General features: G+C 43.4%; 31 protein-coding genes, 2 tRNA genes and 1 pseudogene. 20 read left to right on the top strand and 14 right to left on the bottom strand.

Translation table 11 applies throughout. The features are described from left to right. Both HF974_08940 and HF974_08935 read right to left on the bottom strand, forming a co-directional pair. On the bottom strand, positions 1 to 240 hold a 240-nt coding region (locus HF974_08940), incomplete at its 3' end, for a GeBP family protein (protein ID MBC2698437.1). Positions 241 to 818: 578 nt separating this feature from the next. Then, positions 819 to 1091 carry a hypothetical protein gene (locus HF974_08935; protein MBC2698436.1) on the bottom strand — a complete coding sequence of 91 codons (273 nt, stop codon included), beginning with the start codon at positions 1089 to 1091 and terminating at the stop codon, positions 819 to 821. Positions 1092 to 1167: 76 nt separating this feature from the next. On the opposite strand from HF974_08935, the gene HF974_08930 reads away from it, so the two are divergent. Beyond that, complete coding sequence (locus HF974_08930) at positions 1168 to 2571, top strand: ATP-binding protein (protein ID MBC2698435.1); 1404 nt, start codon at positions 1168 to 1170, stop codon at positions 2569 to 2571. A gap of 313 nt (positions 2572 to 2884) precedes the next feature. On the opposite strand, the gene HF974_08925 is transcribed toward HF974_08930, so the two are convergent. Continuing rightward, positions 2885 to 3190, bottom strand: a complete 306-nt coding sequence (locus HF974_08925) for a type II toxin-antitoxin system RelE/ParE family toxin (GenBank protein MBC2698434.1) — start codon at positions 3188 to 3190, stop codon at positions 2885 to 2887. Continuing rightward, positions 3187 to 3366, bottom strand: a complete 180-nt coding sequence (locus tag HF974_08920; protein MBC2698433.1) for a hypothetical protein — start codon at positions 3364 to 3366, stop codon at positions 3187 to 3189. The genes HF974_08925 and HF974_08920 overlap by 4 nt, the downstream gene beginning before the upstream one ends. 236 nt (positions 3367 to 3602) lie before the next feature. Here HF974_08920 and HF974_08915 point away from each other — a divergent pair, with 236 nt between their 5' ends. The 3 genes from HF974_08915 (at position 3603) to HF974_08905 (ending at position 5721) form a co-directional block, all read left to right on the top strand. After that, positions 3603 to 4178 carry a hypothetical protein gene (locus HF974_08915; GenBank protein MBC2698432.1) on the top strand — a complete coding sequence of 192 codons (576 nt, stop codon included), beginning with the start codon at positions 3603 to 3605 and terminating at the stop codon, positions 4176 to 4178. Between the two features lie 101 nt (positions 4179 to 4279). Continuing rightward, complete coding sequence (gene htpX, locus HF974_08910) at positions 4280 to 5158, top strand: zinc metalloprotease HtpX (GenBank protein MBC2698431.1); 879 nt, start codon at positions 4280 to 4282, stop codon at positions 5156 to 5158. After that, entirely contained in the window at positions 5158 to 5721 is a 564-nt protein-coding gene (locus HF974_08905; protein MBC2698430.1) for a hypothetical protein, read from the top strand. The genes htpX and HF974_08905 overlap by 1 nt, the downstream gene beginning before the upstream one ends. 8 nt (positions 5722 to 5729) lie before the next feature. On the opposite strand, the gene HF974_08900 is transcribed toward HF974_08905, so the two are convergent. Both HF974_08900 and HF974_08895 read right to left on the bottom strand, forming a co-directional pair. Further along, on the bottom strand, positions 5730 to 6008 hold the full coding sequence (locus HF974_08900) for a hypothetical protein (GenBank protein MBC2698429.1): 279 nt from the start codon (positions 6006 to 6008) through the stop codon (positions 5730 to 5732). Then, a complete protein-coding gene (locus tag HF974_08895; protein MBC2698428.1) occupies positions 6005 to 6703 on the bottom strand; it encodes a PspA/IM30 family protein in 699 nt (232 codons plus the stop codon). The genes HF974_08900 and HF974_08895 overlap by 4 nt, the downstream gene beginning before the upstream one ends. Positions 6704 to 6953: 250 nt before the next feature. Here HF974_08895 and HF974_08890 point away from each other — a divergent pair, with 250 nt between their 5' ends. Further along, positions 6954 to 7637, top strand: a complete 684-nt coding sequence (locus HF974_08890) for a DUF1614 domain-containing protein (GenBank protein ID MBC2698427.1) — start codon at positions 6954 to 6956, stop codon at positions 7635 to 7637. Positions 7638 to 7688: 51 nt separating this feature from the next. Here the strand turns inward: HF974_08890 and eno are convergent, their stop codons facing one another. The 4 genes from eno to HF974_08870 all read right to left on the bottom strand — a co-directional run bounded on the left by eno (position 7689) and on the right by HF974_08870 (position 13015). Next, a complete protein-coding gene (gene eno, locus HF974_08885; protein ID MBC2698426.1) occupies positions 7689 to 8960 on the bottom strand; it encodes a phosphopyruvate hydratase in 1272 nt (423 codons plus the stop codon). Positions 8961 to 9110: 150 nt separating this feature from the next. After that, positions 9111 to 9677, bottom strand: coding sequence for a DNA-binding protein (locus HF974_08880; GenBank protein ID MBC2698425.1), 567 nt, complete (start codon positions 9675 to 9677; stop codon positions 9111 to 9113). 3 nt (positions 9678 to 9680) lie between these two features. Then, positions 9681 to 10922, bottom strand: a complete 1242-nt coding sequence (locus HF974_08875) for a replication protein A (GenBank protein MBC2698424.1) — start codon at positions 10920 to 10922, stop codon at positions 9681 to 9683. Positions 10923 to 11275: 353 nt separating this feature from the next. Beyond that, on the bottom strand, positions 11276 to 13015 hold the full coding sequence (locus HF974_08870; GenBank protein MBC2698423.1) for an adenosylcobalamin-dependent ribonucleoside-diphosphate reductase: 1740 nt from the start codon (positions 13013 to 13015) through the stop codon (positions 11276 to 11278). Positions 13016 to 13095: 80 nt separating this feature from the next. On the opposite strand from HF974_08870, the gene HF974_08865 reads away from it, so the two are divergent. Beyond that, positions 13096 to 13635, top strand: a complete 540-nt coding sequence (locus HF974_08865; GenBank protein MBC2698422.1) for an epoxyqueuosine reductase QueH — start codon at positions 13096 to 13098, stop codon at positions 13633 to 13635. A 343-nt stretch (positions 13636 to 13978) separates the two neighbouring features. On the opposite strand, the gene HF974_08860 is transcribed toward HF974_08865, so the two are convergent. Next, positions 13979 to 14470, bottom strand: a complete 492-nt coding sequence (locus HF974_08860; protein ID MBC2698421.1) for a hypothetical protein — start codon at positions 14468 to 14470, stop codon at positions 13979 to 13981. After that, complete coding sequence (locus HF974_08855; protein MBC2698420.1) at positions 14467 to 14769, bottom strand: hypothetical protein; 303 nt, start codon at positions 14767 to 14769, stop codon at positions 14467 to 14469. The genes HF974_08860 and HF974_08855 overlap by 4 nt, the downstream gene beginning before the upstream one ends. A 299-nt stretch (positions 14770 to 15068) precedes the next feature. Here HF974_08855 and HF974_08850 point away from each other — a divergent pair, with 299 nt between their 5' ends. The 7 genes from HF974_08850 (at position 15069) to HF974_08820 (ending at position 19779) form a co-directional block, all read left to right on the top strand. Further along, on the top strand, positions 15069 to 15869 hold the full coding sequence (locus HF974_08850) for an indole-3-glycerol-phosphate synthase (protein ID MBC2698419.1): 801 nt from the start codon (positions 15069 to 15071) through the stop codon (positions 15867 to 15869). A gap of 21 nt (positions 15870 to 15890) precedes the next feature. Beyond that, positions 15891 to 17081 carry a tryptophan synthase subunit beta gene (trpB, locus tag HF974_08845; GenBank protein ID MBC2698418.1) on the top strand — a complete coding sequence of 397 codons (1191 nt, stop codon included), beginning with the start codon at positions 15891 to 15893 and terminating at the stop codon, positions 17079 to 17081. Then, a complete protein-coding gene (locus tag HF974_08840) occupies positions 17081 to 17845 on the top strand; it encodes a tryptophan synthase subunit alpha (GenBank protein MBC2698417.1) in 765 nt (254 codons plus the stop codon). The genes trpB and HF974_08840 overlap by 1 nt, the downstream gene beginning before the upstream one ends. Positions 17846 to 18318: 473 nt before the next feature. After that, a complete protein-coding gene (locus tag HF974_08835) occupies positions 18319 to 19071 on the top strand; it encodes a proteasome assembly chaperone family protein (protein ID MBC2698416.1) in 753 nt (250 codons plus the stop codon). Between the two features lie 15 nt (positions 19072 to 19086). Next, complete coding sequence (locus tag HF974_08830; GenBank protein MBC2698415.1) at positions 19087 to 19476, top strand: DUF473 family protein; 390 nt, start codon at positions 19087 to 19089, stop codon at positions 19474 to 19476. 98 nt (positions 19477 to 19574) lie between these two features. Further along, positions 19575 to 19652: transfer RNA gene (locus HF974_08825), tRNA-Arg, on the top strand. A 24-nt stretch (positions 19653 to 19676) separates the two neighbouring features. Beyond that, positions 19677 to 19779, top strand: a tRNA-Thr gene (locus tag HF974_08820). A gap of 658 nt (positions 19780 to 20437) precedes the next feature. Here HF974_08820 and HF974_08815 read toward each other — a convergent pair. After that, entirely contained in the window at positions 20438 to 20854 is a 417-nt protein-coding gene (locus tag HF974_08815) for a hypothetical protein (protein ID MBC2698414.1), read from the bottom strand. A gap of 130 nt (positions 20855 to 20984) precedes the next feature. On the opposite strand from HF974_08815, the gene HF974_08810 reads away from it, so the two are divergent. From HF974_08810 to HF974_08780, 7 genes and pseudogenes are all read left to right on the top strand, one after another. Beyond that, positions 20985 to 21272: a hypothetical protein gene (locus HF974_08810; protein ID MBC2698413.1), complete on the top strand. Its 288-nt coding sequence runs from the start codon at positions 20985 to 20987 to the stop codon at positions 21270 to 21272. Positions 21273 to 21314: 42 nt separating this feature from the next. Then, complete coding sequence (locus HF974_08805) at positions 21315 to 21917, top strand: transposase family protein (protein ID MBC2698412.1); 603 nt, start codon at positions 21315 to 21317, stop codon at positions 21915 to 21917. A 265-nt stretch (positions 21918 to 22182) separates the two neighbouring features. Next, positions 22183 to 22575: a hypothetical protein gene (locus HF974_08800; GenBank protein ID MBC2698411.1), complete on the top strand. Its 393-nt coding sequence runs from the start codon at positions 22183 to 22185 to the stop codon at positions 22573 to 22575. After that, a complete protein-coding gene (locus HF974_08795) occupies positions 22541 to 22708 on the top strand; it encodes a hypothetical protein (protein MBC2698410.1) in 168 nt (55 codons plus the stop codon). The genes HF974_08800 and HF974_08795 overlap by 35 nt, the downstream gene beginning before the upstream one ends. 175 nt (positions 22709 to 22883) lie before the next feature. Further along, on the top strand, positions 22884 to 24059 hold the full coding sequence (locus HF974_08790; protein ID MBC2698409.1) for an HD domain-containing protein: 1176 nt from the start codon (positions 22884 to 22886) through the stop codon (positions 24057 to 24059). 12 nt (positions 24060 to 24071) lie between these two features. After that, positions 24072 to 24503: a nucleoside 2-deoxyribosyltransferase gene (locus HF974_08785; GenBank protein ID MBC2698408.1), complete on the top strand. Its 432-nt coding sequence runs from the start codon at positions 24072 to 24074 to the stop codon at positions 24501 to 24503. Positions 24504 to 25508: 1005 nt separating this feature from the next. Then, positions 25509 to 25592: pseudogene (locus tag HF974_08780) on the top strand (hypothetical protein). Between the two features lie 488 nt (positions 25593 to 26080). Here the strand turns inward: HF974_08780 and HF974_08775 are convergent. Next, positions 26081 to 26632 carry a hypothetical protein gene (locus HF974_08775; GenBank protein MBC2698407.1) on the bottom strand — a complete coding sequence of 184 codons (552 nt, stop codon included), beginning with the start codon at positions 26630 to 26632 and terminating at the stop codon, positions 26081 to 26083. Between the last annotated feature and the right edge of the window lie 337 nt (positions 26633 to 26969).

Raw genomic sequence — 26969 nt, 5'->3', positions numbered from 1 at the left:
ATCATTAAGTCTTAGATAAAATGATTTATTTTCAAATGATGCCCTAATAACTCTATCGTTATCGATTTTTTCAATTAATTCCGTTGTTATCCAATCTATGCTAAATTTATGTTTCAAAAATTCTATGAACCTATCAGTATCGTTTCCTGGAATGTCATCCCAGCTAAATAGATGACTTGAACTGCTTCCCCTTTTATATGGTTTACTATCAGATGCCATCAAAGTAATTTTTTTGACCATATAACTTTCATATATATTGTCTATTTAAAAAACTTGTTATTTTTTATCTTTACGGCAAATGGCTTACAAGTTTTTCTTTTAATTAAATCCACGACTGAAATAAATTGTATATATATTTTGTAGGTTGAAAACATTAAATAATCTGAGCACCCCCTATAATGCCCCGGACAGAGCGAAGCAAAGTCCAGGGTCGGTGACGAACCCTTGGATAGATATCTTGACATTGTGCTCCCCAGTCTGATCAGCTCCTCCCACCAGTCCGCCACACACTTTGCCTCACATCCCGCATCACAACCAGCGAATCACACCACTCTTCTGCTGCAAATAAAGCCATTGCTTGCATGACACGCTCGTGAGTCTTGTGTCGATTAGGCCGTCTGAGGCGCACAATCAGAATGCCGTGGTAACAACCCAGAGTCCAGAGACGTTCTCTGCGCCATTCCTTCAAATGAGATAATTCCATCCAGGGCATTCTGCTACTTCAACCTTTGATCACTCCGGATATATAACTCACGAAGTATTTTGGTAGACATTCAACCAATATTTGCACATGATCTGGATTTACACTATCACAGCCTTTAAGCCCCCACATCTTCCCAGTCCTTCAATAACCGCCCCATTATCTCCCTACCCCCCATACACAGCACCACAAACCGCCCGATCATCAAATTCACTACCTTCTCAATCCCCAGCATCCGAAAATCAGTGTGCGCCCGTACACAGATAAAACCTGCCATTGTCATACCCAATCTCTCGCGCTGTGCCCGAATATATATCCACACCCACACCATCAGCACCGCAACCATTAGATCGACCCGGCTGCATTTTCTATTCGATGGAACCAATGTCAATGGTGCAGACCAGAGTGAAGAAGTAGGCCAGGGGAAAATATATATATATATTGGTTGAGAGTAAAGTATACTACTTATGTATCAACAAAAATTTGTAAACAGGGAAAACGAGTTGCATTTCCTGGAATCCAGGTATAACAGTAATTCTCCTGAATTTATTGTAATTTACGGCAGGAGAAGGGTTGGAAAAACTGAACTCATGTTAAAATTCCTGGAAAACAAGCAAGGAATATACTTTCTTGCTTCAACAGAAGGGGATAAACAGAACATCAGGGATTTTTCAGTCCGTTTGGGCAAAGTAATAAATGATGAAAATTTCGGGAAAATTGAGTTTTCGGGATGGCAATCGCTGTTTGAAACATTATTCAAACACAGGACATTCCATGAACTGGTGACAAAGGATAAATTCGTGATAATCATCGATGAATTTCCTTTCCTGATATACAATAACAGGTCCATACCATCGATTTTCCAAAAGATGTGGGAACTCAACCTGAAGCACGAGAACGTGATGCTCATATTATCCGGATCGGCAGTAAGTGTCATGGAGTCCGAAGTCCTGGGATACAAAAGCCCGCTGTACGGAAGGAGAACAGGACAGTGGCAGGTTGCGCCCCTGGACTTTATCCACCTGAAGGATTTCTTGCCGTATGCTACTGAAGACCTGGTCAGGACCTGGTTCGTTAGCGGTGGAATCCCGGAATACCTGCTGAAATTCGATACAAGCCTGACCTTCTGGGATAATGTGCTGGACAACGTGATTACAAAAGGCACTTATCTTTCACAGGAAGTCGAATTCCTCTTAAATGAAGAGTTCAGGGAGCCAAAGAATTACAAGCGTATTTTCAAAGCCATAGCACTGGGGTACAACACCCTTGGGGAGATATGCAACTATACTGGTCTTGATAAAAGCATGGTATCCAAATACCTGGGTGTGCTGCGAAGGCTGCACATTTTGCAGGAGGAAATTCCCGTGACTGCGTCTTCAAAATTCAAAAAGCGGCTCTATTCCATCTCAGAGCCGTATTTTAACTTTTGGTTCAGGTACATCTACCCGAACAGGATCGACCTGGAGGCCAACAGGAACGAAGAGGTCCTGGGCTTGATCAAGCAGGATTTTCCATTATACTGCGGGCAGATGTTTGAAATGCTGGTTAAGGAACTGATAATGCAGAAACATATTTTCGATGAGTTTTCGTTCTCAAGGATCGGCAGGTGGTGGCACAAGGATAAGGAAATTGACATTGTGGGGATGAATGAGGAAAGAGGTGAGATTGTTTTTGTGGAGTGTAAGTGGAAGGATGTGAGCAAGGGGGGTGCAGAAAATATCCTTTCGGACCTGATGGAAAAATCAACCTCTGTGCGCTGGAATAATAATGCACGTAAGGAGTATTTTGGGATTGTTTCAAAAAAGGTGGCAGGGAAAGAGGAGTTAAGGCAGCGCGGGTATCTTGTGTTCGACCTGGATGATTTTAACTGAAGATTATCCGGGCACCTGCGGGCAGTTTCGTGTTATTGCCAATTATTGAATTACTTTCAATATCCCTGCATATAATTCTGTTGAACACCGCCAGCCCCTGCGCAGCATTTCATCCAAGGCATTCTGTTACTTCAACCTTTCATCATCCCGGATAAATAACCCACAAAATATTTTGGCAGACATTCAACTAATATGTGGACAAGATCAGGATCTATACTATCACAGCCTTTCTGCCCCCACATCCTCTCCATCCTCTCAAACCTCTACACACGGAAATCTGCCATCAAAACCAAAATATGACCGTATTTTCGACTTAATTTACAACCCATGTATTTCTTGTTTTATTAAAATCGCAGGCTGCATGTAGAATTGTAAGAATTAAAACCTGTTCAGTTTCTAACCTATAGATAATCCTGTAGTTCTGGAAAATAATTTCCCTGATATTTTCTTCTTCAGCTTCTGGAACTTTACGCCCCATTTCAGGAAAAGTTTCCAACCTTTCCACTGCTTCAATAATTCTCTCGATGAACAAGGATGCATAAAATTCTGAATCACGTTTAATGTAATCCCTGATACTCTCAAGGTCTTGAAGAGATGGTTCAGTCCACAGAATCCTCATTGCGGAAGAAACCTCTTCTTAACATCATCATGAGACACAATGCGCCCTTCTTCAGCAGCTTTCAGGGCGACTGCTAACTTCTTTTTAACATAGAACTCATACATGATGTCGTCCCAGGTAACCTGGTCAGGCAACTTCTCGATGAGTCTCTTTGCTTCTTCTTTAGCAATGCTCATAACTAATTTTCACCTAAATATTGTGTGTATTAATAACTTTCCTGATTTTCTATACCAGATTCATATATTGATTATGTAATGATTTAACTGTTTTGAATAGCTGAATTCCCAATCACATCTCAAACTTCAAGCGCTCCACCAGCTCCCCCACCCCCATACACAGCACCACAAAAGACTAAATATTTCTACCTCAAATACCATTACTCATTACACTAACATATAAGGAGAGGAACAATTTGAAAAAAAGCATCACATATTTCGAAAAACCCGGGGAAATTAACACCCTCGCCGTAATTGAAGCCGTCAAGACCCGCGCCCTTGAACTGGACATAAGGGAAGTGGTACTTGCCAGCACCACAGGCAAGACCGGAGCAGCTATGGCAGAGGCCCTGCAAGATACTGATATCAAAATAATCGTGGTCACCCACCAGTACGGAACCACTGAAGAAGGAAAATGGGATATGGAAAGCCAGTACGTCTCCCGTTTGAACGAAATGAATGTAGAGATCGTATCCCAGTCACATTTGTTCTCAGGTGTAGAGAAGTCGCTGTCCAAAGACACAGGTGGGATAAGCCGGATAGAAATAGTAGCTGATGTACTACGCAAGCTCTTTGGTAAAGGTTTCAAGGTTGCCGTGGAAGTGGTATTGATGGCAGCGGATTCCGGTGCCATTTCAATGGAAAGTGAGGTCATTGCAGTGGGCGGAACAGCCAACGGCGCAGATGTGGCTTGTGTAATCAAACCCGCACATTCCAATAACTTCTACGGCCTCCAGATAAGGGAAGTCATCTGCATGCCAAGGGAAAAATAAGGTTTATGTGCTGAAATTTGTAAATATTAACCACAAACTCCTTAAATGCAGAAGAAACAATACATTATTTAAATTATCTTTACCGAGGTGTCAATAAACATATGAAAAAATGGAAAACAGACTGGGGACTGCAAAGCAGGATGTTCCTCACAATGTTTTTACTTGCAGTAGTGTACCTGTTCTTTCTGGCAGTTTTATTATCCCAGGGTGCAGGCACGAGTGTCATGCTCATCTTCATTGGAGGATTCATGTTCATCCAGTATTTCATGTCAGATAAGCTGGTCCTTTGGAGTATGGGGGCCAAGATCGTATCTGAAAGTGAACAACCAAAACTTCATGAAACGATCACCCGGTTGTGTGCCATAGCAGATCTGCCAAAACCTAAAGTGGCTGTTGTTGACAGCCCTATGCCAAATGCTTTTGCAACAGGCCGGAGCCCGAAGAAGTCCGTAGTTGCCGTAACCACCGGTATAATGAATACATTGAACCAGGGCGAACTGGAAGCAGTGCTCGCCCATGAACTGAGCCATGTAAAAAACCGGGACGTCATGGTAATGACCATTGCCGGATTTCTCTCAACAGTGGCCTTCTTTCTTGTGCGGTATCTGTTGTTCTTCGGGGGAGGGCAAAGAAGTAGAGAGTCGGGCGGCATTATGGCAGTATGGCTGGTATCGATCCTGGTATGGATCATAAGTCTCATACTTATCAGGACCCTTTCCAGATATCGTGAGTTCGCAGCAGACAGGGGAGCGGCCCTGATCACGGGTACACCTTCAAACCTGGCTTCTGCCTTAATGAAGATCAGCGGCATCATGCCAAGAATACCCAAAGACGACCTAAGAAAGGTCGAAGGTATGAATGCCTTCTTCATCATCCCCGCACTGTCCGGTTCGTCAGTCATGCAACTGTTTTCAACCCATCCGTCTGTTGAGAAACGCATTGCTGCACTGGAAAAATTAGAAACAGAGTTGGAATTTTAATGGGATTCCTTGATGCTATACTGGGGAAGAGTAAACTTCCAAAAGCTAAGGTAGATAAGCTATTTGCCATTTCCACAGCCAGTATTACAATGGACGTTAACCTGGGACTAAAACCAGTAGGGTCTGCAGGTATCTGTTTCAAAGCTATGGAATCATCCAGGTATGCAGCTGCACGTTTGGAAATAGAAGAACTGCTTCAATATAGCTGTAAGGAGACAGGTACTGAGTACAAGGTGCAAAAGGACGAATTCAATTATTTATGGGTGATACTGAAAGACCCGGATTTTGAAGACCTGGTAACCAACATCCATCTTATCTCACAGACCCTGATCGAGCATGGGTTCAGCGAACAGCTTTTATGCGCCATCTACCGATTCCAGGGTGAAGACACGGTATACTGGATATATAATTATAAGCAGGGGGCTTACTATCCATTCGTGCCGAAAACAGGCCACCAGAGGGATAACACACTTGAATTCAGGCTCAGGTCAGTCATGGAAAGCGAACTTCCCATAGAAAAGAATGTGGAAAAATGGTATCCCCTCTGGGGAATACCAATATAATCCACAAATCAATCTTCGATAAGACCATCCCCACTGAATATCCCGGCAGCTTCTTGCAGGGTCAGGTCTGCAGGTGGTACAATGAGGTCTGATTCCACAATCTCAGCATCATCCAGAGGCTTGCCATTTTCTTTTATCATGGCAATAAGCTTACCCAGCTCTTTCTTGAAATCACTTTCATTTTCTTTAGCTACGTAATCCACGATCCGGTTGTCAATGACATTCAGTTCGTCAAGCAAACTGCTGGATATCCTAAATTGTCCCTCTTCCATTATCCTGACAATCATTTGCCCACCTCTTCTTTTAAGGATTCAAGTTCTGATTCAATATTGCTGGTGGCACTGATCTTAGCAAGCTCCTTTTCGATATCGTCCTCCCCTCCGGTAAAGTCATCCAGTGTACCCGCCTCAAGGAGTTCATCCAGTGCAGCCGAGCGTGCCTTCATGTCCTCTGTCTTCTCCTCAGCCCTCTGGACAGCCAGGCCTACATCTGCCATTTCCTCGCTGATACCTGTTACTGATTCAGTGATCTTGACCTGCGCTTCTGCAGCAGAGTACTGGGCCTTGATGGTCTCCTTTTTGGTCCTGAAGGACTCGACCTTGGCAGACAGTCTTCTTTCTGTGGCCTGGAGCTTCTCCTGTTCCTTATTCAGGTCCTCGATCTGCTGGTCAAGGGACTGGACCTGGGACATAAGGCCGTTCTTCCTCTCAAGTGCAATGCGCGCCAGGTCTTCCCTACCTGCCTTGACTGCATCCCGGGCCTGGCCGCTTAGCTTATCGATATTCAGGTTCAGTTTTGCCTTTTGCAGTTCAAGCCGTTTCTTGGAAGTGGTAACCTCGGCTACACCCCGTTTAACATTCTGCAGCAATTCAAGCTGCTTCTGGTAAGAGTAATCCAGGGTTTCCCTTGGATCTTCCATCTTGTCTACCAACTTGTTCATTTTTGCTTTTACTACAGTTCCCATTCTATTCAATAAACCCATATTATGTACTCCTTTCTTGTAGTGATATTTATTTTGCTTTCCAGCATTTATATTACATTCCAGTATTTAACTTTCATACCAATATTCAAATTTCATTCGCATTTAATTTGGAATAATCTATAATCTCTTTTTTATTAATAGTCCAGAACCATATAAGTAATTACCATTTATCTTTTTCACAAAATTTGATAATCTATATAAACTTCTCTAACAATCTAAGACTAAACTAATAATTAAAAGGTGATATCAGTTGCGTGGAAAAATCTTCAAGCAGGATATGCAAATGTTCGCACTTTTCGGGTTCATGCTTCTCCCGATCTTTTACCTGAGCTATACCAACAAACTGGGGGGACAGTGGAACATAAACCCCATTGTACTGTTCATACTAACAGCAGCCATGTTACTGCTATCGTTCGTTGAAATCCCCATCTACAATATCAGGACAAAGAAGCCGGAACTTTCAGATGAGAAAAAGGAACTACTTGGTGAGTTTTATTCGGTCCCGCTGGCAGATGAGATGGAGGGTGGGGATAAACTGATATTTAATACAACCATAACCCTGAATTTAGGTGGTTTTATCCTGCCAGTCATCCTTGCAGCATATGTGGCCTTCAATAATCCGGGTTTTGCAGCCCTGGAAATAATGCTGATAATTATAGTAGCCACCCACCTGCTCTCAGAGATCAAGGCTGGGATTGGCATTGTTATACCCAATTATATAGGGCTCATACCAATTCCGTTCGCCCTGATACTGGACCCTGGAAACACTGCCACCGTGGTGCTGGTCTCTGGTGTGCTTGGGATCCTTATCGGAGTAATAACATCACTCTTCAACATCAACGAGAATACTGAAGGAAGCCCTTCCATAAACCTTGGGGGGGCAGGCAGTTTCAAAGCCGTCTATGTTACAGTGTTGATAGCAGCCCTGATATAGCGGCCGCTTCACTATTGATCCGGCTGTAGTTCCATTTCCTGATATCCAGGTTTATATCCTAGTATATTGGGCCGCTTCACCAAGTTCTTCCTCTATGCGGAGAAGCTGGTTGTATTTAGCAGTACGTTCGCTCCTTGCAGGTGCTCCGGTCTTGATAAGTTCGGCACCAAGTGCAACGGAAATATCAGCAATAGTACTATCTTCGGTTTCTGCGGACCTGTGACTTACCACGACATCATAACCGTTCCCCTCCGCTGTGGTAGCAGCATCAAACGCCTCGCTTAAACTCCCTATCTGGTTCACCTTAAGCAGTAATGCATTACATGCACCCATTTTAATTCCCTGTTTAAATCGTTCCACGTTGGTAACGAACAGGTCATCGCCTACGTTTATGACATCCGGCAGTTCCAGAGAAAGAGCGGCAAAATCATCAAAGGCTTCTTCGTGGAAACCATCTTCAATATAAATAATAGGATAAGTGTCGACCAGTTCAACATAATAATCCACCAGTTCACCACCGGTAAATTTCTCACCATCAACATTATATTTCTCACCATCAAAGAACGATGTTGCAGCAGAGTCTATACCAATAGTGATATCATCTTCTGTATAGCCTGCTTCTTCGATGGACTCGGTAATTGCTTCCATTGCATCATTGGTTTGGTCGATCGGGGGGGCATACCCACCTTCATAACCTACATTGGTGGCACTATTGCCGTATTTTTGTTCTAGGACATCCCCCAGAACATGATAGGTCTCGGTCGCCCATCTTAAAGCTTCCCTGAACGTTTCGGCTCCTTTTGGCTGTATCATGAACTCCTGGATGGATAATTCATTACCCGCATGCTGTCCACCGTTTAGGATGTTCAGGGTTGGGACCGGCAGTGTGAATGAATTTACTCCTCCCAGGTATTGGTATAATGGTAGTCCGTATGAATCGGCTGCCGCTCTGGCCACGGCCAGACTGACACCCAGGATGGCATTGGCACCCAGACATGACTTGTCATCAGTACCATCCAGTTCGATCATTATCTGGTCGATCTCACGCTGGCGTCGAACATCCATTCCGACAACCTTTGGACCCAATATAGTGTTAACATTATGTACAGCTGTTTTCACTCCCCTGCCCCTGTACCGATTATCTTTGTCCCGCAGTTCAAGTGCTTCATTTGAACCGGTAGATGCACCGCTGGGAACACTGGCACGTCCAAAACCTCTTGTCCTGAAGTCACTGGAGTATGTCTTTACCTCCACTTCTACAGTAGGATTGCCTCTGGAGTCAAGAATCTCTCTACCAAATACATTTTCTATTACGAAATCCACGGGATATCACCAATAAGTAATTGTATTTATATGTATTAAAACATAGACATTTTTCATGCACAGGATGGCAAGAAAGTAGAAGTTACCTGTGTAAACAATGTTAAAAAAGCGATAAAAAAGAAATGGGGTCAAATGACCCCTGTAAAAAAGTTATTTTGTCTTCAGGCTTTCCAGTGCCGCCAGTGCCATCTGCCTGTACACCGATGCATCGGTGTTGTAATGCTCTTTTGCACGCACTGCATCAGGATTATCGCTGTTCAGATCCTTGACACGCTCCAATGTACGCTGTGTAGTTTCCACTACCCAGCGGTCCCTGGTTGGTGCATCCACAATATGTATGCTCTCAGGCCTGACCGATGTCAGGATCGTACCGTCCTCGGTCTGGAACGTGCTGGGCTTACCTACGACAGCAAGGTACTGGGGGGCTTCGATATTTGCCATGACCTGGGCTGCTTCAGGCTGGTACTGACCTGCATAGATGAGAAACGCTCCTGTGGGGTCCACTACCCTGGCGCGCCAGTACTCGGCTTCATTACCGATATCCTCCTTTTCTGTCAGCGTACCAACTATTAACATCCTGTTTACCTTGGCACCTGTGGGTGTAAGTAGATATTGTGGTGAGTACTGGTCATTGCTGTCCTTAAAGGATAAGTTTGAATCCCTGAATTCCTGGGCAAAGATGCGGTATGCAACTTCTCTTGTATATTGTCCAGCCATAATTCACACCTCCATCTGTGCGATAATTGTATCCATCTGGTCTAGTTCGAGAGGCGGCAGTAACGAAATATCCTCTACCAGTATATTCCTGTCAAGCTTCGGACCTTTCACTAAATAATACCTGCCCAATAACTTTTCTTTAAACATTTCAAGGACCACTGACTGGTCAAGGGCCTCGGTAGCCATTTGTTTTGCTTCATCCAGGGTGATACCTGTAAGTTGTTCTGAAATCTCGCGGTTCAAGAGTGAATCCTGTACAGACACCCCATCATCCATGACGGCCTTGATCCTCAGGTCATATGATCCTTCCACTTTACCGTGCTCGCCACATACCCCTTTTATCAGGGCGCGGTTGCATTCGGGACATCTCTTTATCAGGCCGGAACCTGACTGGATATCTACCATTGCACCTGAGAACTCAACAGTCAGAGTACCTATCTCGATATCTTCAGTTATCTCTTCTATCAGGCTTGTCCTGTTAAAATTGATCTGGAACCTTTCCTGGAAGCTGTCAGTAACCACGTTCTTGAACAGGTAGCTTTTCCCTTCAACCAATGAAGGCAGTTCAGCCTTTGCCCATTTAATGAATTTAATTGTCCCGGTCTCATCCCCCATCAATCCTGCCTGGTCGATACTTTCGTGGGTGCTATCCCATAATTGTGCAACCTTGGCAGAGATATTGATCCATTTCCCCTCAGTTGTTATGTCGCTTACTTTTACGGTAGGTGCTTCAGCCTGCTGGGTATTTACCTCAATATCTTCCTGTATCTCCTCTATCTGGCTGGTCCTGTTAAAGTTGATCTGTGGCCTTTCCTGGTAGCTGTCAGTCACCACGTTCTTGAACAGGTAAGTTTTACCCTCTTCAAGTGCAGGCAGTTCAGCCTTTGCCCATTTATTGAATTTTATAGTTCCGGTCTCATCCCCCATCAATCCTGCCTGGTCGATACTCTCGTGGTTGTTATCCCATAATTGTACAACTTTAGCAGAGATATTGATCCATTTCCCATCCGATGTAATATCACTTACCTTTACAGTAGGTGTTTCACCCTGCTGGACAAAGAAGTCTCCTCTGGGGATGTTGTATTCTTTCAGGAAATAATTGACTACACTTCTGCGTGCTTCTTCCTGCGGGACCTTGAACTCGTTTAAGAGTTTGTCAAGTCTGCTTTTTATCTCATTGATTGGAACATTATATCCCTTCTGACTAAAAAGCTCTTCAATTTCTTTTGCAATTTCTTTATTCATTCTTCATACCTCAAGCCTCCGGTTTGTTTGGTTTAGGGAGACAATTGTTAGATGTCTTGTCAAGTTAATATACTTAACCGGAGAGCGGGGTGAAAGTATTCAATTGTATTGTACTATTTTACGTAAAGTGGATTTATTAAACTTGTTTAACCAAGCTGTCCCAAAATAATTTCGCATTATACAATTAGTTCATAATTATCCTGCTCAGGTTTTTTTAACTTTTATCAACTGTATGTTCGCCTGAAAGAGATAAACAATGTTTGAGTTGTATACTTGCTTTTAATTTGAGACAGCATGTTAAATTGTGTTGCTTAACTACCTGTCCGCTGGAAGGGGTGCACTCCACTTCAACTTCACGTCGGATTCAGCACGGCCCCACAATACTCACAATCCTGCATCAAATCATCAACCGTAGTCAGCACCTGCCCGCTACGGCTGCGGTCCCGGTAAACAGTAATGCCCTTACACCCCAGCGTATAAGCCAGCCTGAAAGCCCTGCCCACATCCTCTTTTGTGGCATCATGCCTGAAATTGATTGTCTTGGATACCGCATTGTCAGCATATTTCTGGAAAGCAGCCTGCAACCGGATATGCCACTCGTACCCCATATCATGTGACGTGACGAACAAACGCTGCACAGCCACCGGGACATCAGGGATATCCTGTACCGAGCCATTGCTTGCTATACGCTCCACAAGTTCCGGCGAATAGAACCCTTCCTGCACTGCCATCTGCTCGAAATACGGATTAGTGACCACAAATTTCTCGCCTTCCATCACAGTCTTCACATACGATACAGCATAAATCGGTTCAATTCCGCTGCTGCATCCTGCTATCATGCTGATAGTACCAGTGGGTGCAATGGTTATACGTGTGGCATTGCGCACTTTAGGCCTGCATGGGCTGTCATAGATACTGCTCTTGAAGTTCCCAAACACGCCCCGTCGCTGTGAAATCTCCCCTGATGCCTGCACTGCCCGGTTGCAAATAAAGGTCATGACCTCCTCAGCCACCTGCACAGCCTCAGTGGAATTGTAAGCTATGCCTAAGTGTATGAGCATATCAGCAAATCCCATCACACCCAGCCCTATCTTCCTGTTCCCCTTGACCATAAGGTCTATCTGTTCAAGCGGGAACTGCTCCAGGTCTATCACATTATCCAAAAACCGCACCGCAATATCCACGGTACGGCCAAGTTTATCATAATCAATGCTGCCGCCATCTACCATCTTATCCAGGTTGATCGAACCCAGGTTGCAGGCCTCATAGGGCAGCAGTGGCTGTTCCCCGCAGGGATTGGTTGCCTCTATCGTCCCTTGTCCCGGCGTAGGATTATCCCGGTTAATGGTATCCAGGAACAACAGACCCGGCTCACCGTTCTCCCATGCTGAGGCTGCTATGAGGTTGAATATCTCAATTGCATCCTTGCGACGGGTGACCTCACCGGTGCGGGGGTTTATTAATTCATAGGATCCCCCTGCTTCTACAGCTTCCATGAATGTATCACTCACGCCTACAGACAGGTTGAAATTGGTCAGCACACCGGGTTCGTGCTTTGCAGTAATGAAATCCACAATATCAGGATGGTCCACCCTGAGAATCCCCATATTGGCACCCCTGCGGCGTCCCCCCTGTTTGATGGCCTGGGTGGCGGCATCGAACACTTTCATAAATGACACCGGACCGCTGGCAATCCCGCCTGTGCTGCCTACTATATCCCCCTGTGGCCGCAGCTTGCTGAAACTAAAACCCGTGCCTCCGCCGCTCTGGTGTATGATGGCTGCACTCTTCAGGGTCCCGAATATCTCATCAAGGGAATCGCCTATCGGCAGGACTAAACAGGCTGCAAGCTGCTTGATGCGGGTGCCTGCATTCATCAGGGTTGGGGAGTTGGGCAGGAATTCAAGGTTTGACATGACCGAGTAGAACTCCTGCTCAGAACCTGCTGTGTCCCTGTACCGTTCGTCGGCAGATGCCACATAACCGGCAACCCTGCTAAACATCTGCTCTGGTGTTTCGGTCACTTGGCTGTGTTCGTCTTTTAGCAAGTACCTGCGCCTGAGCACTTTTAGTGCATTATCTGAGAGTTCCAATATATACCAGCCCTGTAAATCGATAAATACAACATAATATAATTCAATTCCTTGTATTATTAAAGTTGGTGAAAATAAACATGGAAATTCTGCTGCATATCTGCTGTGCCCCCTGTGCCACTTATACGGTAAAGGCGTTAAGGTCTGGTGGCTTTGATCCAGTTGGCTATTTCTACAACCCGAATATCCATCCGTTCACAGAGTACAGACGCAGGTTTGAAACTTTGCAGCAGTATGCGAGGGCTGTGGAACTGGATGTGGTGTACAAGGACGAATATATATTAGAGGATTTTATCAGTCAGGCCCTTGAGGTCGATGACAGGTGCGCCCTGTGTTATTCCCTGCGGCTGGAGGAGGCTGCCAGGCAGGCATCGGATATGGGTATCTCCAGGTTCACGACAACGCTGCTTATATCCCCTTACCAGAAACATGAGATGATAAGGGACATTGCCAGCGGTCTTGCATCTGAATATGGCGTGGAGTTCTATTACCAGGATTTCCGTGAAGGATACAGGGAGACTTTCCAGTTATGCCGCGACCTGGGACTGTACCGACAGGCGTACTGCGGCTGCATATTCAGTGAAAAGGAGAGATATTATCGTAAGCTGGTTGATGGGTGAGATGTTATTTGGATAATGTATATGAAAGTTTTTGACAGCCCGGCATCAATGTGTATATCATGCGCGGTGCCGTTTGCCTGGCTATTTGTATTGGTGGGGGCCAGCCTTTAAGGGATATCAAGGTGGTTTTTGCAGTTGGAGGGCGGTACATTCGAAAAATTAATTGCTCATGTTATGTATTGTAGAATGTAGGAACGGAAATATTCCTCGAAATCGCTATATACAGGGCCGGGACATTTGTCCATGGTATACCTTGACTGCACATAGGATAATCTCGTGCATCATTTGAGCATCTTGAACATTACAGCAATTGCGGCAATGAAAAGGGCGCGATGTCCCTAATTCAAAAACCTAAATTTTTAAGCATATTATCGAAATTTCTATGACCATCAAAAAAGTTCACGATTATCATGGCCATAAACTCGTTGAAACTGATTTCTGAAACTTTGTAGTGCGGCCCACCATGTTCTATTAGTTCATTTGGAAGTAATTCCAATAATTTTTCATTAGCATCTTTTTTAATCCCAACATGTAAATGATGAAGAGGTTTTTTAATCCCATTCTCAACTCCTTCATTTTGGTAATGATAGAAAAAGCCTGTATTAAGTCGTATATATTCATAGCTATATATCTCAATAATCCCACGATTGATTTTTTCGAAAAATTTTAGCAAAGACCCGTCAAAACACCTGATTTCTACAGAAATAGTCCCATAATCTGGACGTTTTTCACTTCGGTTTACCTCAAAAGTTGACGACGCTGATTGATCAATAATATCATTACAATAAGAATAGATAACTCCTCTTATTTCAGATACCCGGTCCTGTACCTTCACTCATACTCATCCTTATAGAACTCAAAATAACTACCCAGCTTTACGGCCTCGTGTCCGTGTACTCTACCCTCTCTCCAAGCTTTATAAAATTGTTCAGAGGTCATTCCGAACTTTTTTTCGATCTGAGATAGCTCATTTTCAATATCGTTTTTGCTTAAAATATGGACGCTTGGAATACCTACGTCGTGCACATTTCTAACTGGCACTTCAACATCTTCACTTGATGCACCTATATCAGAACCTCTTATACTGCGTCCTGTAAAGGCAGATTTCTTATGCATTTTTGATTTTAGGGTCATTTATTAAAAGTATTTAGTTCAATTATACTTATAATTTTGCTGAGAGCACTGTTACACTGGATTTCCATGCCCCTTTTTTTTCACGAGTCAAGACGACGAATGAATTTTAGCAATCCTCATGCATCCTTTCGATGGCTCAGAAATTCCATTCCAAAGTCCATGACTTATAGGTATTTTGGCACAGCCTGTAGGATATATTTTTTATATCCCCTTCCAATAAGAATCCTGCATAAGTATTATATACAATGTACAATATTGTACACCATTGAATAGATATATACATTAATGTGGTCTGGTACATGAACAGAATAATACAAGATATCATTTCAGCAACCGAAAACCGTGTCAATAAACTGGCAGACATAGGTACAGTACAGACAATAAGCACAAGGAGCCTTACCAGGTCCATAAAGAATGCGAAGGATTCGCAATATATACCTGTGATAGCCGAGGTCAAACCCGCATCTCCCACCACCCACAACAGGGAAGTGAGCCCTGCCGATGCCGCACAGATAGCCCGGACGATGGAAAAGGCTGGCGCTTGTGCTATTTCCGTACTTACAGAGCCGGATTTTTTCCACGGCAGCCTGGAGAACCTGGAACATGTCAGGCAGGCCGTAAGCATCCCGGTATTGAGGAAGGACTTTATAATAGACGAACGACAGCTCTATGAGGTAGAAAGCGACCTGATACTACTGATAGTTGGAATATTGGGCGACAGGCTGCCTGGATTCATCTCACTTGCAAAGGACAGGGGACTCCAGCCGCTGGTGGAAGTACATGATCACGCAGAATTTATGGCCGCATTGGAGACTGATGCAGATATTATAGGCATCAACAACCGAAACCTCAAGACTATGGAGATCGACCTTGCCACAACCGAAGAACTGGCCCCCATTATCAGGAAACACAGTCCTGACAGGATTATAATAAGCGAGAGCGGTATACTAACTCCACAGGATGCTGTCCGGGTAGTACGGGCAGGTGCCGATGCCGTATTGGTAGGCACGTCCATTATGAAAGGTGACATCTACGAAAACACCAGATTATTAGTTGAGGCTGGCATATCTGACTCACATACGTCAAACACATCAAATTGATAACTTACAGAGGATAACTTCATGAACAAAAAACAAAGAGGCAAGTTCGGGCGCTTCGGCGGACAGTTCGTACCCGAAGTGCTCATGCCTGCAGTAAAGGAACTGGAACAAGGATATGAGCGGTTCAGGGACGATCCCCTATTCAAGCAGGAACTGGACTATTATCTACAGGATTTTGCAGGCCGCCCCACCCCACTGTACCATGCCCGGCGCCTGAGTGAAAAATACGGGATCAAGGTATATCTCAAGCGTGAGGACCTGGTGCACGGAGGTGCACATAAACTTAACAACACACTGGGCCAGGCACTGCTGGCAAAGTATATGGGCAAGCGCCGCCTCATCGCCGAGACAGGGGCGGGCCAGCACGGTACTGCTACGGCCATGGCTGGCGCAAACCTGGGGATTGCCACAGAGGTCTATATGGGTGCCAAGGATATGGAGCGTCAGCGCATGAACGTGTACCGCATGGAACTTATGGGAACAAAGGTTATTCCTGTAACTTCTGGCAGCCAGACCCTGAAGGATGCCATCAATGAGGCGCTGCGGGACTGGGTTAGCAATGTGGAGGATACACATTACCTTATCGGTTCGGTGGTCGGTCCCCATCCTTATCCAACTATTGTGCGCGACTTCCAGAGTGTGATAGGCAACGAGGTCAAACAACAGATCATGGAGAAGGAGGGGCGTTTGCCTGATTCCATTATCGCATGTACGGGCGGCGGCAGTAATGCTATCGGCACTTTCTATCCATTCATTTCAGATACTAACGTAAAATTATTCGCTGTGGAAGCGGGCGGCAGTGGTATGGAGTCAACCAAAAAGGCTGCTCTTCACTCTGCATCCCTGTGTGTGGGCGAGGAAGGCGTGCTCCACGGCGCGCGGACCAAGATACTGCAGGACCCCTACGGCCAGATACTGGAATCCCACAGCATCGCAGCCGGGCTTGATTATAGCGGTGTGGGTCCTGAACTGGCATACCTGGCCGAGACTGGCAGGATCAAGCCTGCGAACACCAGTGACGATGAGGCACTGGCTGCCTTCCACGAACTGAGCCGGATGGAGGGTATTATCCCGGCACTGGAATCGTCTCATGCCCTTGCCTACCTGGCAAAGGCTGCAGGCTCAGGTGAACTTGGCGAGATCGTGGTGATCAATCTATCGGGGCGGGGCGATAAGGACCTTGAGGCTGTGCTTGAGAAGGGGGTTATGTAATGAGGATCTCTGATAAGTTCGATGAACTGAAAATAAAGGGTGATGGAGCACTTATCGCTTATGTGTGCGCCGGTGATGGTGATACTGCAGGAATCGTGCATGCACTGATAAGGGGCGGTGCTGATATTGTGGAGCTGGGACTGCCTTTTTCTGACCCTATAGCAGACGGCCCTACCATACAGGCATCCATCGAGAGGGCACTGGACGCGGGTATGAACCCTGACAGGTACTTTGAGATGGTGAAGGGGCTTGGTGTGGATGTACCGCTTGTTGTGATGACCTACTACAACCTGATCTTCAAGCGGGGACTTGAGAGGTTCGTAAAGGACTGCAAAGATTCTGGCATTACCGGTATTATCGTGCCAGACCTGCCGCCAGAGGAATCCGGGGAACTGGGCGGGTATTGCGAGGGAAATGGAGTTGACCTGATATTCTTGATAGCACCCACAACCACAGGCGACAGGCTTGAGGATATCCTGAAGCGGGGCACCGGGTTTTTGTATCTGGTGTCCAGGCTGGGTGTCACGGGTGCCAGGGACGATGTTGCAGGCTCTACAAAGGAAGTGCTGGACAGGGTTAAGACTGATAAGCCCAAAGCTGTGGGTTTTGGTATTTCATCTGGCGCACAGGCTGCCGAGATCATTAAGAGCGGTGCCCAGGGTGTAATTGTGGGTTCGGCTTTTGTGGATATTATAGCCAGCGGGCAGGATGTTGTGGGAAGGCTTGAGGTGCTGGCGCGGGAGATAAAATCGAGTTTGGGATAATGAATCGGTAAATATCCTTTTTTTAGCGTGAAAAGGTATCCGCTTCAAAAAGTATGGTCAAATGCAAGATTAATTTAGACATAGATTTCACTGATTTTCACAACCACTATCAATCTGTGTAATCTGTGTCTCAAAATTCAGAGCACTATGATCAATTACCATTTAATTTGAAGGGGATAAGTTATTTGGAAAACAATCCATATCGAGCCAGTCAAACTCCTTAACCGATGACTAATGGAATTAGTTCCATTTCCATTTCCCTTTGAAAAAATAGGCTTGACTCAGATGACCTATGAATTTTATGTGCGCTATTTATTTGTGAAAAATATTCTCGATATCAAGCCTAAACATTTTATCATAAAACATAAGCGTTTAAAAATCTTTTTAAGTCCTCAAATTAAAATAGAAACTTAAATAGAAATAGGGCGTTTATGTTTATAGTAAAACGTCCAATAGTTAATTAAGGTGAAAATATGCCAGGTGATGAACAATCTAAATTTGTGTATAATGTCAAGATCATTACTAAACCACTATCACTTAAGAACCCGATTATAGTAGAAGGTTTTCCAGGTATCGGACTTGTTGGGAATATTGCAGGCCAGCATTTAATAGATGAACTCAATATGGAATATGTTGGAAGTATGGAATCAAAATACTTCCCACCCATAGCAGTTTTGTTTAATGGCATCATAAATATGCCTGTACGGATCTATCAGAGTAAAGAGCATAACATTCTCACTGTCATTTCTGATATCCCGATTCATCCCACTATATCCTATGAGGTCAGCAAAGTTCTAGTAGACTGGGCACAATCAATAAATGTAAAGGAGATTGTTTCCATTGCCGGGATAGCCACTATGAGCAGTGAGGAAAAGGTCTTTGGTGCTGCGACCAATGATGATATGCTTGACAAGATAAGGGATTATGTTGAAATATTCCAGGTTGGGACCATAAGCGGCATTTCTGGTAGTGTGATGACAGAATGTGTCATGCGTGATATCCATGCCATAAGCTTGTTGGGTGAGACCAATAGCCCCAATCCGGACCCAAGGGCTGCAGCTTCTGTAATCAGCATATTGAAAATAATCTATGGTCTTCCCATTGACACTGAAAACCTGATGGACCAGGCCGAACAGATCGAAGTCGAACTACAGAAACTTGCTGAACAGGTTAAGACCAGTGAGGAAGGCGAACAACCCAGGCGTGAATTCCCAATGTATGGTTGATGGGGGGGTGTATCAATGAAATATATTATACTTACAGGAATATCATCTCAGGTGCTAAAGGAATTGCAGGATGATCGCATAAGAACCATTGAGATTCGCAGCCCTCATAATTTTTATTCGGTACATGGTTCTGATGTGGGGGATTTAGTCTTCCTGACACGGACCAGCTATCATGATGTCAAAGTTGGAACATTAGGCCTGATTGCCAGGATAAAAAACAAGCAGGTGGCCATGCACCGTATCACGCATATGACAAATGAGGTTTTAGAGGAATGTGAGACTTTCTCTGCGAGACTTCAACTTGAATTAAAAAGCATAGGCAGGGTCAGGAAAATTGTGGAGTTTGCTCTCGAAAAACCGTTCGTAGTGGAAGCGGATGAGGTTACATATCTGGAAGGAAGGTAGCTGGTACGTAATTCAGGCGGAATACTGTTTTACACCAAAGAGTTTTTATGGGTAAAGTACTATTTGAAAGTCCACTGGTATTATGGTTAAACGCCTGTGGGCTCGTGGCTTAGCCAGGACATAGCGCCGGGCTTCTAACCCGGATGTCGGGGGTTCGAATCCCTCCGGGCCCGCCAGTTATATTAATAAAAGCACCATGTGCCTCGGTGGCTTAGGGGTATAGCGCGTCCTTGGTAATGTCCTGCGGGAAACTGCATGACTCTAAAGAGGACGAGGTCGGGGGTTCAAATCCCCCCCGAGGCTTCTAAAAGATTATTAGAACTATGTTTTTTAGCTAAGATTACCTCCCCCGCTTCATTCTGGTTTCATATTATTCCTGCTTTTTTAACATATAGGAAAGTAATACTTTCCTGTAGGCTTAAAAAATGCGGAATAAGTGAGCATTTTGCATCCATTTCAAAAAGTATGGCAAAATGCAAAATTAATATAGACACAGATTACACTGATTTTCACAACAACTATTAATCTGTGTAATATGTGTCTCAAAATTCCGAGCAATATGAGCAATTACCATTTAATTTGAAACGGATACAACATTTTCTTGATAGCGTAATAATAAAAGTAAGTCGTAACAGTTCCCTACCGTTACATTAGTAATGTGTGAGCGGATAGGGAGTGGGGGTTAGTTAAAAAAACTATTTTACCCGCTCACAAAGCGTATTCCTATATTCATAAAATTTAAATATTTCTATTTTAGCTGGGAATTTTATTTATATGCCCCGATAGTAATTAGTAACAATAAGGCAAAATTAATTTATTGAAAAACAATCCAGTGGCTAAAAACATGAATATTAATAAATCCATTGCTATCCTGTTCACATTATTGTTCACTATTTCTCCTGCCTTACAAGTTGTTCCTATATTATTCCCACCAACGTACACGTTAATTATATTTATCATATCATGCAGGTCTGATCAACCTAACATCCGCCAAATTAATTGGACTACCATAACCACTCCATCCATTCAAAAGATGATACAGTCCCACGATGCAAAGAATAAGTTCTGCCGATTTTGGCAACAATTCAGCTTCAGCCGATTCTACTCTTGTTCTAGTTCCCTCTACTATTCTTGTTTTTTTCTTCAGATTATTTGACCTTTCAACCGTATTGCATATATCATCAATTGGGAACGCCATTTGGGAAACATTCTTAAGAATCAAATACCCAAAATACTCAACCATCTTTCTTACATTCAAATTATCTACATAAACATGTTTACGCATAGCCATTACTCTTCCAAGTTCTGGTTCATCTTTTAGTATTTTACCGACTTTATTCAACTTTTGTTCGCTTAAGTTGTTCCTGAAAATTCCCACCTAAAATTGACCCACTTTTCCCATTGAAAATTGACCCACTTTTCCCATTGAAAATTGACCCACTTTTCCCATTGAAAATTGACCCACCCTATATACTAAAATCCTCCTGTTTTATTGCAGGAGGTTTTGGGTGATCTCAATGGAAGATTGGATAACAATAAAGAACCTAAAGAAGCGAAATTCCAAAATGGGAACAAGGTCAATTTCAAAGCAACTTGATTTATCGAGAAACACTGTGAAAAATGCGCTACGATCAGAAGATCCACCAGCGTATAAAAGAAAGCCGTATACAAATCCGGAACTACAACCATTTCAGGGATATATCATTGAGCAATACTTTGTTAAGAAACTAAAAGGAAGTCGAGTTCTTAATGATCTGCGTTCAAAGGGCTGTAACGTTTCAAGATCGGCGTTTTAGAGGTATATTCAACAGTATAAGACAGAATTTACACGGGCCTATATGCGATATGAGACAAAGCCCGGAGAACAAGGACAATTCGATTGGTCGCCATACACCGTAATGATCGAAGGCAAACTGGTCACAGTCCAGGTGTTCTGTTTAATTTTGGGGTGCAGTCGATATAGAACATACATGTATTCTCTATCCCAGACCCGATCATCTGTGTTTGAAGCATTAGAAGAAGGTTTGAGTAAAATTGGAGGAGTCCCGGAAACGATGCAGACTGATAATTATGCAACATTATACGATGCAAAGAAGAGGGAGTGGAATCCAGGATATATTAGATTTGCCAGCCATTATGGTTTCCAACCATCGCGATCTGAGGTTCGCCAATCCTGGTCCAAGGGCAAAGTAGAAAATCCATTTTCATACCTTGAAAACCACTTTATTGCAGACAATAAGTTTGAATCCTTTGAAGACTTCTCTTCAGAACTCTTAGACTTTGAAAAACAAGTAAATCATCGCATCCACACAACAACCGAGGCCGCAACCCACATATCTAGCAACCAGGCGCAGGGTGTGGGGCTAAGCGTGAGGAGCGGCCGGGTGGGCAGGGCAAGCGAGTGGAAATGTCGGGAGGCGGGAGATGGAAGGAAGGAATAGTGCTGGATTTCTGCAGAAATTAACCCGCAGATGCAACCTTAAATCAGTGTAGATCTGCGTGAATCAGCGTCTTGAAAATAACTGGAAAATAGGACAGTGTTCATTCACCTGATCTTTACATATCAAAAGAAAATACCTGTGCTACGGCGGTGGGTTCGGTTTCAGCGAACAAGGCAGAGGGGACCCAGGTGGTTTAACGAGTTCCGGAAGGAAAGCGGTGCTACCATTACGCTGCATGCGGCACCGTGCTCTATCACCACCCGAAATGTGCATTGAGATTTCAATCGCCTGCGTCTTTGGGTTTGCCTACATTGCTCAGGAAATGGGAATTGCATATCTTGCGACTGCGGGTGGGTGGAAGCAGCAAAACGCGCTGCCTTTGGCGTGGTTGTTGCCCGGGGTCTGGCTGTTTGGACCGTGCATCGATATTTTACTAAACTCCCAAATGACCGATGGGTTCCTTTCATTAGTTCAAAGACCAAATGATATAAACTATGAATACAGAACTGATATAGTGCATAATAATATGATCGAAGATACATATTCAGTAGTCTGGAAACTTGAAACTCAACTGATTATTAAACCAAGAATTATTATTCAGGAAGAATCAGGAGAAAAGATCAATGAACAAAGAGGAGAATACTTCGTGTCGGGTTAAAGTAGTCGGCAGGGATGACAAAAACAGGCCGGTTTTGGAATTTTCTGGTGATGAGGCCGAATGTGGGAGTGTGCTTTCTATCCTGGCAGGGCAAGAGGAAATAGTCATACGAACAAAAAATCCTGGGTATTGAGGAAATTTATTCTCTTGATGAGTATTTTAATTTGTTATGGACATCAGGCGGGTTTTTGGTTGCAGATTTCGCAGTTCATGGGGAATCAACTCAAATTGGATGAGTTTTGACATTGTGTATTAATCGTCATTCATCGGGATGTTATTTAATGTAATGTGTATATAGTATAGGATGGATGAGACGTGGAATAAATGACGTATTATTGGGCCAGATTCTTATAAGAAATGAAAGCCGGGAGAATTTATTATCTGAATTCGCCACGAAAAGCTCTGACGGCATCCGCAGAATTGAAGAGCCTGATGAAGTGCGCTCAAAGTTCTTCCGGGATTCTGACCGCATAATTCATTCTAAGGCGTATACACGATATATTGATAAAACGCAGGTTTTCTATCTGTTCGAAAACGACCACATCACCCACCGAGTTCTTCATGTTCAGTTGGTCTCGAAAATTGCAAGACAGATAGGAAGGGCGCTGGATTTGAATGAAGACCTCATTGAAGCAATCGCTTTGGGGCATGATATAGGTCATGCACCTTATGGGCATGAAGGAGAGACCTATCTTTCCGAATTATGCCAAAGTCATGGTATTGGTGAGTTTCATCACAATGTTCAGAGTGTGCAGTTTCTTGATAAAATTGAAAACCAGAATCTAACGCTTCAGGTTTTAGATGGAATTCTAAGCCATGATGGTGAGAGTTATAACCAGGTTTTGACGCCGAATCGTAATAAATCCTGGGATATTTTGGACAAGGAAATTGAAGCTAAAATAAATGAAAACATTGAGTTAACACCTATGGGTTTGGAAGGGTGTGTTGTAAGGATATCTGATATGATCAGCTTTGTAGGAAGGGACATAGAGGATGCCATCACTGTGGGATTGATAACAAGGGAACAGGTTCCCGAAAGTTGTGCGGAAGTAATATGTAATAATAACAGGGACATTATAAACACGCTTGTTATTGATATAATCGAGAATAGTTATGGTATGGATTTCATCAAGTTTAGTAGTGAAGTCTGGCAGGCATTGGAAAAGTTAAGGGATTTTAATATGGAAATGATTTACACAAGCCCAAGATTGAAGACTCAATCCGCTAAAATCAAGAGGATGTATGAATTTATGTATGAAACTTTCCTGAACGACCTGAAAAGTAAGAATCTTGATTCAAATATCTACAATCACCACATTAATTATTATAAAACAGGGTACAGTAGTAGATTTTCTGAGCCTGAGATTGTGAGAGATTTCCTTGCAGGAATGACAGATAAATATTTCAATAATACTTTTAAAGAACTATTTCTCCCGAAAAAATGCAGATATAACATAGAAGAATGCGAAAAATTTGTTACCTGATGTAGAGGAACTATTATGAAGATATATATTGCAGGACCGCTTTTTTGTGACGCAGAACTTGAATACAATGAAAAGCTTGATAAATTCCTGTCTGACCTTGGTTTTACCACGTTTCTTCCCCAGAGGGATGGGTACAAGCTGGCAGAGCTTGAGAAGAAGGTCGGCAGGTCAGAAGCTCTGGGGATTATTTTTGAAAGGGATGTGCAGGAGATCAAGGATTGTGATGTGGTGGTGTTTAATATGGATGGCAGGGTGCCAGATGAGGGGGCATGTGTTGAGATAGGGATTGGGTATGCACTGGGGAAGGAGTGTATAGGATTGAAGACTGATGTGCGGGGTGCGTTTGGCGGCGTTGATAATCCTATGGTACTGGGGGCACTGAAGTTTCAGGTGGCAGGGAGTTTGGAGGAACTTGGGGAGATGCTGGTGGAGGAGTGGGATTGAGACTATGGGAATTGGAATGGTAATAATGAAATGTAAAGACGTGGTTTGAATACACTCTTGCTATTAAAGGAGTAATCAAAAAGATGGTATGTGAGATATTCGACCACGTGGGAACGTGGTGAATCCTATAATTAAGGTGAATATATGATAAAAATTGAAAAATTCAAAGAAACGGTACATGTTCGCAGTTACCATCCTGATGTGGATGTGGAAGATGTGGTTGAAGTAAAAAATCTTCCATTGGTTAGATTTTCCTCTCATGAACGTCCTTTTTTTATGTTTGAGAACCATTGCCAGAATCCTGACTGTGATTGCAACGAAACCGTTCTTGCTTTTAACGAAATAGATGAGACGGGAGCCCAAATTGCGAATCCAATAACATTTGATATCGCTCTGGATCATTTTACGTGGCAAGAGAAAAGAAAAATAAAACGGCCAAAAAATGTTCAATCTCTCATTGATGAGTTCGTTAGCGATCTCCCTGATGAAATGAAGAGCGAATTTAAGGAGAATTATAACAATACGAAGACAGAGTCACGTAATATGGCAAAGTTCGAAATGCCTGTCGAAGATGTCTATGCTGGAAAAATGGTGTCGTACGCTGACGTTTTTGGTGATGACGGAAGTATAATGTCCGGGGGAACGGGAGTTAGTTTTCTTGTCGAATATGAAGGGCTAAAATTGTTTGTCGATGACCAGTATTGTATTGATCCCAAATGTGATTGTGGTGCGGTTCGCCTTATTTTTCTAAAGGTGGATGAAGGAACCGGAATTGCTTATGACATGTTTGCCATTAGAGTACCTTTTCAGAATGAGATCGAAATTGAGGATAAACTTGCCAGATATACAAAAGAAGAGATTGAAATGATATATGATCACTGGCTGAAGTCTGATCCAGAGATTATGGACGTCTTGGAAACCCGATACATGAAGATGAAAGGGGTTGGTCAAAGTTTAGTTGAAAGGCATCCCTCTAAGAAGCCGCATAAGCACACCGCGGGTGTTGGGCAAAAAAAGATCGGTCGCAATGAACCATGTCCATGCGGCAGCGGGAAAAAATACAAGAAATGCTGCGGCAAACCAAAATGAGCCTGAGATGATCACATCTACCACATACATTCAGCTGATCTTCAAAGGTCGCAAGAAAATACCTGTGTCACGGCGGTGGGTTCGGTTTCAGCGAACAAGGCAGAGGGGACCCAGGTGGTTTAACGAGTTCCGGAAGGAAAGCGGTGCTACCATTACGCTGCATGCGGCACCGTGCTCTATCACCGTCCAGAATGTGCATTGAGATTTCAATCGCCTGCATCTTTGGGTTTGACTACATTGCTCAGGAAGTGGGAATTGCATATCTTGCGATTGCGGGTGAGTGGAAGCAGCAAAACGTGCCGCCTTCGGCGTGGTTGTTGCCCGGGGTCTGGCTGTTTGGACCGTGCATCGATATTTTCTAAAAACCAGCTGAACAGATACCCTTTCGTTATTAGTTAGGTTTCAGTTTATATGGCACGACCCTCTCACACACAGGTTCATCGTATTCGTGTTTTCGACCTGTTTTAAAGACGATCTCAAGTCTACAATTACTTATCAACCCATATGTACCTTTTATTCTTAGCTTTACCTTCCACTTTAACTTCTTGAGTGACATTTTCTAGAACATTTATTGAAGCTGCGATGCCACCACTTGTTTTACTATATCCCTGTTTCTCTAATAGGTCTCGCAAATCCGTGTCATTGATACTTCCTCTCTCTTTAATAATCATTCTGATTAAATATGGTGCGGTAGAAGGGTTGTAAAGTTGGCGGGTAAATCTAGCATAATGGTCAGGCCAATTATGTTCTTCTAATCGCATTACAATCTTTTGTGGGATTCTTTCCGAGATATTCCGAGATTTTAAAGAGATTAATTCATTATTTGTAGGTTTGATGCTACTGGTATTACTTACTTTAAATTTTAATTCAACAAGAACCCCATCTTCTATGAGTGGTTCTATAGATGTTACTGTTATATTGAAACCATCATATGATAATTTATCATAAGGCATTGGTTCTGTCAACATTTCGCCTATTATAGGCAGTTCTGTTCTTATACTCATACCATTTTTATTAAATATTAATTCTGAAAGTTTCATTTTTTCACCGATTTTAAAATGAAATCAATGGTATTTAAAGATTTTCATTGATTTTAATGAAATAGTAATTTCAATGAAATTTTCTACATATATTGAAACAAAAACATGAAATTACGGCCTAAATATAAATATACACCTCAATAAACGTCATTGTAATTTCAACGTATACGGTACCCCCCTTTCACACACCGATTCTTCATATTCACCCTTCTGTCCCGTCTTAAAGACGATTCCACCATTATCAACGGCAATCCTGATACCAGTTCTGACCGATGAATAGAAATAGGGCATAAGATGGTCATGGTGCACAAATGCGTAGTACCACCTGACGTTCACT

This window comes from ANME-2 cluster archaeon (genome assembly GCA_014237145.1).
Lineage (GTDB): Archaea > Halobacteriota > Methanosarcinia > Methanosarcinales > Methanocomedenaceae > Methanocomedens_A.
The sequence above is the reverse complement of the archived record's forward strand: the minus strand, read 5'-3'. Positions and strand labels throughout refer to the sequence as shown.